This is a genomic window from Streptomyces sp. NPDC127084 (assembly GCF_042724175.1).
In the GTDB taxonomy this organism is placed as follows: Bacteria; Actinomycetota; Actinomycetes; order Streptomycetales; family Streptomycetaceae; genus Streptomyces.
Window position 1 is genome coordinate 38,808 of the sequence record NZ_JBHXFA010000017.1, and the last position, 6,943, is coordinate 45,750.

At 71.1% G+C, this 6,943-nt stretch carries 6 protein-coding genes; 1 reads left to right on the forward strand and 5 read right to left on the reverse strand.

Annotated elements, in window-relative coordinates:
* Positions 1 to 195: 195 nt before the first annotated feature.
* The 5 genes from ACFWI9_RS06685 to ACFWI9_RS06705 form a co-directional block, all read right to left on the reverse strand.
* Complete coding sequence (locus tag ACFWI9_RS06685) at positions 196 to 1,149, reverse strand: LD-carboxypeptidase (protein WP_387159425.1); 954 nt, start codon at positions 1,147 to 1,149, stop codon at positions 196 to 198.
* Positions 1,146 to 3,146 carry a prolyl oligopeptidase family serine peptidase gene (locus ACFWI9_RS06690; RefSeq protein WP_387159426.1) on the reverse strand — a complete coding sequence of 667 codons (2,001 nt, stop codon included), beginning with the start codon at positions 3,144 to 3,146 and terminating at the stop codon, positions 1,146 to 1,148. Before ACFWI9_RS06690 ends, ACFWI9_RS06685 begins: the two co-directional genes overlap by 4 nt.
* An 11-nt stretch (positions 3,147 to 3,157) precedes the next feature.
* Positions 3,158 to 4,513 carry a M20/M25/M40 family metallo-hydrolase gene (locus ACFWI9_RS06695; protein ID WP_387159453.1) on the reverse strand — a complete coding sequence of 452 codons (1,356 nt, stop codon included), beginning with the start codon at positions 4,511 to 4,513 and terminating at the stop codon, positions 3,158 to 3,160.
* 31 nt (positions 4,514 to 4,544) lie between these two features.
* Positions 4,545 to 5,378 carry a M55 family metallopeptidase gene (locus tag ACFWI9_RS06700; RefSeq protein ID WP_387159427.1) on the reverse strand — a complete coding sequence of 278 codons (834 nt, stop codon included), beginning with the start codon at positions 5,376 to 5,378 and terminating at the stop codon, positions 4,545 to 4,547.
* 279 nt (positions 5,379 to 5,657) lie between these two features.
* Positions 5,658 to 6,101: an SRPBCC family protein gene (locus ACFWI9_RS06705; protein ID WP_387159428.1), complete on the reverse strand. Its 444-nt coding sequence runs from the start codon at positions 6,099 to 6,101 to the stop codon at positions 5,658 to 5,660.
* A 136-nt stretch (positions 6,102 to 6,237) separates the two neighbouring features.
* Between ACFWI9_RS06705 and ACFWI9_RS06710 the strand changes: the two genes are divergently transcribed.
* Positions 6,238 to 6,943 (forward strand): radical SAM protein (locus ACFWI9_RS06710; RefSeq protein WP_387159429.1); only part of this gene is annotated, 706 nt, incomplete at its 3' end.

Here is a 6,943-nt window from a genome sequence, read left to right on the forward strand (position 1 = left end):
GCGCGGGGGCGCGGGCCGCGCGGGGGGGGGCGGGGGCGGCGGCGGGGCGGCGCGCCCGCCCCCGGGCGCGCCCCCCCCCCCCCGCGGGGCCGGCGGCCGGCCGCCCCCCCCCCCGCGGCCGCGGAGCACGGCTCGGGCACGGGCACGGCCCGCGCGTGGACACCGCCGCAGTCAGGACCGACCGGCGCCTGACTCTCAGACCAACGCGGGCTCGTCAAGCTCCAGCGACCCGGAGTCCGCGTCCAGCACCGCCGGTACCCCGAGGGGAATCGTCAGCGCCGGGGCACCGTGACCGAAACCGAGCTCCTCCACGACCGGGACACCCAGGCCGCCGAGCCGGTCGACGAACACACGCCTGAGCTGCTCGTAGGGCCCGCAGCCCGCCCACGATCCGAGGGCGATCCCGGACACCCCGTCCAGCCATCCGGAGCGCAGTAGCTGAGTGAGCACACGGTCCAGCCGATACGGCTCCTCCCCGGTGTCCTCCATCAGCAGCAGCCCGCCATCAGCGGACGGCCAGGTGTGCGGGGTGCCGATCCCGGTGGCGAGCAGGCTCAGGCAGCCGCCCAAGGTGGTCCCGCGGGCACGGCCCGGGACCAGCGGTCGCGCGCTGCCGAGCCCCAGCGTCCGCACCGTTTCGGGTGCGAAGAGGGTGGCGTGCAGCGACTCCTGGGTGTCCCGGTCCTCCAGAAAGGTCAGTGCGGCCGCCATCGGCCCGTGCAGGGTCACGAATCCCGCGCGCAGGGCGAAGGCCTCATGCAGCGCCGTCACGTCGCTGTAGCCGACGAACACCTTCGGCCCTGCCTCGCGCACCGCGTCCCAGTCGAGCAGGTCGGCGATGCGCTGGGCGCCGTAGCCGCCCCGAGCGCAGATCACGGCGGACACGGACGGATCGCACCAGGCGTCCTGGAGGTCCCGGGCACGTGCCGCGTCGGCACCCGCGAGGTAGGACAGCCGGGGGTGCTCGTCGAGCACGTGCGGCAGCACGACCGGCTCCAGGTCCCAGCCGCGCAGGATGGCAAGGCCCTTGTCGAGACGGTCCGCCGGTACGGGTCCGCTGGGAGCGACGATGGCGACCCGGTCGCCCGGCCGCAGTCGCGCGGGCCGGGTCAGGGGCCGGGCCGTCGCCTCCGCGGGTCGACGGCTCATTTCTCCAGTCCCAGCACCGGGACGTCGCCTCGCGGGGTGCCGAAGGTCAGCGTGTACAGGGACAGCTCGGCCTCAAGGGCGCGGATCAGCGTCTCCGCTCGCCGGAAGCCATGGCTTTCGCCCTCGAAGGCGAGGTAGGCATGGGGCGTCCCCCGTCCCGCGAGCAGTGCGATGAAGCGCTCGCTCTGCGCGGGCGGGCAGATCGGGTCGTCCAGGCCCTGGAGCAGCAGCAGCGGGACGTCGATGCGGTCGACGTGTTCGAGCGGCGAGCGTTCACGGTAGCGGCCGGGCATCTCGTCAAGCGGCCCGATCAGTGAATCCAGGTAGCGGGACTCGAAGTCATGCGTGCCGTCGCCGGCCCAGCCCAGCAGGTCCAGTACGGGGTAGCGGATGGCACCGCAGGCGTAGACGCGGGTGCTGGTGAGGGACACCGCGGCGGTCCAGCCGCCCGCGCTGCCGCCCCGGATCGCCAGCCGGTCCGGATCGGCCGTGCCCTCGGCGGCCAGTGTTTCGGCGACGGCAGCGCAGTCCTCCACGTCGACCACGCCCCACTGCTCGCGCAGCCGTTCGCGGTACTCGCGACCGTAGCCGGTGGAGCCGCCGTAGTTGACCTCGGCGACGCCGATGCCACGTGAGGTGAAGTAGGCGATCTCCAGGTCGAGTACGAGCGGGGACCGTCCGGTCGGTCCGCCGTGCGCCCACACCACGTAGGGGGGCAGTTCGTCGTCGGGTGCGACGCGGTCCGGGCTGTGGGGCGGATAGACATGGGCGTGGATCTCGCGGTTCTCGGGCCCGGTGAAGACCCGGATCTGCGGTTCGGGGTAGTACGAGGGATCCACCCGGTCGTCGTGTGCGGCGCCGATGACGCGTGCCCGGCCGGTACGGATGTCGAGTTCCACGATCTCGTAGCCGCTGCGCGGACTCGCCGCGACGCCGACGACGCGGGTGCCGTGCGTGGCGAGGGTCGGCGTCCACTCGGTCCAGGGGCCCGCGGTGTCGACGAGCTGGCCGGTCTCGGGATCGAGTATGCCGAGCGAGGTGGCGCCCTTGCCGTGGATCGCGGCGACCAGCCCGTTCTCCAGAGGCTGGAACCAGTTGAGGCCGAGCTGCCACAGCGGCCCGCCGAACTCCTCGCCGCGGCCCGGGCACAGTGCCATGCCGGCGGTACCACCTCCGTCGAGGTCCGCGGGCCGTATCGCGTACGGCTCCCACCAGCCGCCCGCGTCCGAGACGTAGAGCAGTGAGCCGTCCCTGCCCCAGTCGACCTGGGCGACCGACTCGTCAGCGCCGCCCGCGACTTGGCGAACCGCGCCGAAGGGGCCCTCGCCCGCGACCTCGCCGAGCATGACCCGGGTGCCTTCCCAGGGCATCCGCGGGTGGTCCCAGGCGACCCAGGCGACGCGCCGCCCGTCAGGTGACAGCCGGGGTCCGGTGACGAAGCGGTGCCGGCCGTCGGTCAGCTCCCGTACGGCGGTGCGGTCGTCGGCCGCCGAGCCGTCGAGCGGTACGGCGACGATCGCCCGGCGTACGTCGGTGGGCGCCTCGCCGGTGAACTCCTCCAGCACGCACCAGACTTCGCCCCGATCGGGGTGGATGACGGGATCGGCCCAGCGCAGCCCCTCACCCAGGTCCGACACGGGGGTGAGCGGTCTCGGCCGCGTGCCTGCGTCGGGCTCGTGGGCGTACACGCGCTGGTCGTCGTGGTGGACGAACACGATGAAAGGGCCGTCCTCAGCACGCGGCACTCCGGCCCAGGGGAGGCCGCCGTACTCCATGACCCGGCTGCGTACGTTCCACGGAACGGGAAGGACCGTTTCCTCGGTGCCGTCCGGTCTGCGTCTCACCAGGGTGCGGCGCCCATCTTCGGTGGGCCGCGGCGCGCTCCACCACACCTCGTCGCCGACCGTGCCGATGAACTCGGGCCGCCCGTCGTTCGAGGCGGCGAGCGCGGCGTCGATCGGCGACGGCCAGGTCCCGTAGGCCCCCGTGGGTACCATTCCCCATCCCCCTAAGCGGACTTGAGATAGCGGTCGAGTACGCGAACACCGAAGTGCAGTGCGCTGACGGGGACACGCTCGTCAACCCCGTGGAACATCGCACCGTAGTCGTAGCCTTCAGGAAGTCTCAGCGGCGAGAAGCCGTAACCGGTGATGCCGAGCCGGGAGAACTGCTTGGCGTCGGTGCCGCCGGGGGTGCAGTACGGCACGACGTGCGCGCCGGGGTCGAACGCCTCGATGGCGGCACGCAGCCGAGCGAAGGTCGAGGAGCCGACGGGGGCCTGGAGTGCCACCTCGCGGTGGCTGAACTCCCAGTCCACGTCGGGGCCCGTGAGCCGGTCGAGCGTCTCGCGGAACTCGTCCTCGGTGCCGGCCAACACACGCCCGTCGACGTAGGCGGTGGCTTGTCCCGGGATCACGTTGACCTTGTAACCGGCTTCCAGCATGGTCGGGTTGGCGCTGTTGCGCACGACCGGTTCGACAAGCTCCGCCGCCCGGCCGAGCTTGGCCAGCAGTGCGTCCACGTCCGGGGCGGCGGCGTCCAGGTCCGCGGCCACCCCGTGCAGCGCGGCGAGCTCGGAAAGGGCCGCCCGCACGGTGGGCGTGAGCCGTACCGGCCATTCGTACTCACCGATCCGGGCGATGGCCGCAGCGAGCCTGGTCACCGCGTTGCTCCGGTTGACCTTGGAGCCATGGCCCGCCCGGCCGCGGGCGGTGAGCTTCAGCCAGGCGGTGCCGCGCTCACCCGCTCCGATGGGGTAGAGCGTCATGCCGGGTGCGGCATGGAAGCTGAACGCCCCGGTTTCACTGATGCCTTCGGTGCACCCTTCGAACAACTCCGGGTGGTGGTCGGCGAGGAAACCCGAGCCGTCCTCGGCGCTGGCCTCCTCGTCCGCCGTGTACGCGATCACGATGTCGCGGCGCGGCCGGACGCCGGTGCGCCGCCAGGCGCGTACCACCGCGAGGACCATGGCGTCCATGTTCTTCATGTCGACGGCGCCGCGCCCCCACACGACACCGTCGCGTACCTCACCGGAGAAGGGGTGGACGGTCCAGTCGGCGGGCTCGGCGGGTACGACGTCGAGATGGCCGTGCACCAGCAGCGCGTCCGCGGACGGGTCCGTGCCCTCGATCCGCGCCACCACGTTCGTCCGGCCCTCGGTGCGCTCCAGCAGCATCGGTTCCAGGCCCGCGCCGGCGAGCCGCTCGGCGACGTACTCGGCGGCGGGGCGCTCGCGGCAGTCCCCGCCGCCGCGGTTGGTGGTGTCGATGCGGATCAGTTCGGAGGTGAAGGTGACCACCTCATCGAGCGCGAGATCGTCAACACCACTGCGGGCGTCGCCGTTTTCGTGGCCACTGGGGTTCATGTGCGCGATTCCTGGCTCGGGGTGTCTCACATCAGCCATACTGCTCCTCCACCGCGGCCGAGACGATCGTCGTAACCGCCTTGAACGTGCGAATGGCTTCATACATCGTCACGCTTGTGTACGCGATACGGCGCTCGCCGCTCACCGCCACCGAGGGCACGACGGTCGCGGCACCGGCGAGATGCTCGGCGTCGAACTCGACCTCCACGGTGAACGGCCCGCCCCGCACAGGCTCGTGGCGTACGGCGAGCGCAGTGGCCTGCTGAGCGGCGGCGCGGATCTCCGCAGCGGTACGAGCGGGGGTGCGGCATACGGCGGCATACCGCGAGATGTGGTCCTTGACGGCGACCTTCCGCGCCTCGGGCGCGTAACCGAGTGCGTCCTCGCAGGTCAGGTCGTCACCGGTGACGAGAACGACCGGCGCTCCGTATTCGGCGACAACCCGGGCGTTGAGCAGTCCCTCGCCGGCCCGGTCTCCGTTCAGCCAGACACCGGTGATGGAGTTGGCGAGGTAGGTGTGCGCGAGGACGCCTTGGCTGCCCGCTCCGGTGTGATAACCGATGAAGGCGACACCGTCGATGTCACCGTGCTGCACGCCTTCCACCATGGACAGCGTCTTGTGCCGCCCGGTCAGCAACTCGGCCCGGTCGTCCAGCATTTCCAGCAGCAGATTGCGCATGCTCCAGTGCGCCTCGTTGATGACCACCTGGTCGGCGCCGCCGTCGAAGAATCCGAGCACGGCGGCGTTCACATCGGAGGTGAAGAGCGGGCGGCAGCGCTCCCACTGGGGAGTGCCGGGCAGCACGTCGCCCGGCCATGTGACGCCCGTGGCCCCCTCCATATCGGCGCTGACCAGGATCTTCAATGCCGCCTCCGCTCCGCAGCTCGGCCGCTCGTGCCGTCCTCCCGCGCATTGTCGCCCGGCAGCGGCCTCCACCCGTACCGCCACTGCCTACCCGGCGCGTCGCGGCGTCAGCCATCCGGCGGGGACTTCGTAGGGATCAACGCCATGTCCGGCTCAGGGGTCGCAGAGCTCGTCCAGCGGGGGGAGCCACCCCGAAGCGGTGTCCTTCACCTGCGACGTACCGACCTGCGACTTTGACGCGGCTCCGGCTGCTTGCCCCCGCTTCGGATGCTTCTTCGACTACTTCTCGACTTCAGTGGCCAACTTGGCGAGAAGCTCGTCGTAGATGCGGGCAAGCCCCTTCGGCGCGAACGTGCGCTCGAAGAATCCGCCGATGCCGCCCGCGCCGTTCCAGACGGTGGTCACGACAGCCTTGGCCCTGCCCTCACCGGCCGGAGTGACCGTCCAGGTGGTGACCATGGAGGAATTGCGGTCCTTCTCGACCAGCCGTCCCTCGCTCGGCTCGGTCACCTCCAGCAGGCAGTCACGGACGCGCTTGCTGGTGGCCTGGAGCTTCCAGTGCACGACGGTGCCCGCACCGTCACCGCCCTCGCGCACCTGGTACTCGCTGAAGTGCCCGGGCAGGAGCTTCGCGCGGGTGTCCTTGTAGTCGGCCAGCGCGTCGAACACGGTCTCCGCGTCCGCCGCGATGATCCGCTCCGTTGTGGCCTCGACCTGCGCCATAGCTCTTCCTCCAGCCCTCGGTTCCGTCAGGTGGGCCAAGACAATCACCTCTCGTACGACCCTCCAAATCCAGGGCCCGAAGCGATCAAGGGAACATGTGTTCTATTCTGTGGCCAGTGCTACCGAGGAGGCCCTCATGCGCTGGGACAATCTCGCCGACAATCCGCAGAACAGCCGGACCACGCCGGACGCCCCAGGATCCGGGCGCACCGCCGCCACCGGTGAGTTCGCGCTCTTCGGCACGGACGCGGTGACCACACGCACTTTCGACACGCCTGAGTTCCGCGGCATAACGTTCCATGAGATCCGCGCCCGCTCGATCCTCAACCGGGTTCCCGGGGCCTCCCGTATGCCGTTCGAATGGACCGTGAATCCGTACCGCGGCTGCAGCCACGCGTGTGTCTACTGTTTCGCCCGCAAGACCCACAGCTACCTGGACCTGGACACCGGGATCGGCTTCGACAGCCAGATCGTCGTGAAGGTCAACGCCCCCGAGCTGCTGCGCCGCCAGCTGGCCTCGCCTCGGTGGCAGGGCGCACACATCGCGATGGGCACCAATGTCGACTGCTACCAACGCGCGGAGGGCCGGTACCGCCTGATGCCGGGGATCATCAGCGCGCTGCGCGACCACGCGAACCCCTTCTCGATCCTCACCAAGGGGACGCTGCTCCTGCGGGACCTGGATCTGCTGGTCCAGGCCGCGGCGGTCACGGATGTCGGCGTCTCCGTCTCGGTCGGCTTCACCGACCGGACGCTGTGGCGCTCGGTGGAGCCCGGAACGCCGTCGCCTGAGCGGCGTCTGGACGGGGGGGGGGGGGCGCGGGGGCGGGCGGGCCGCGGGC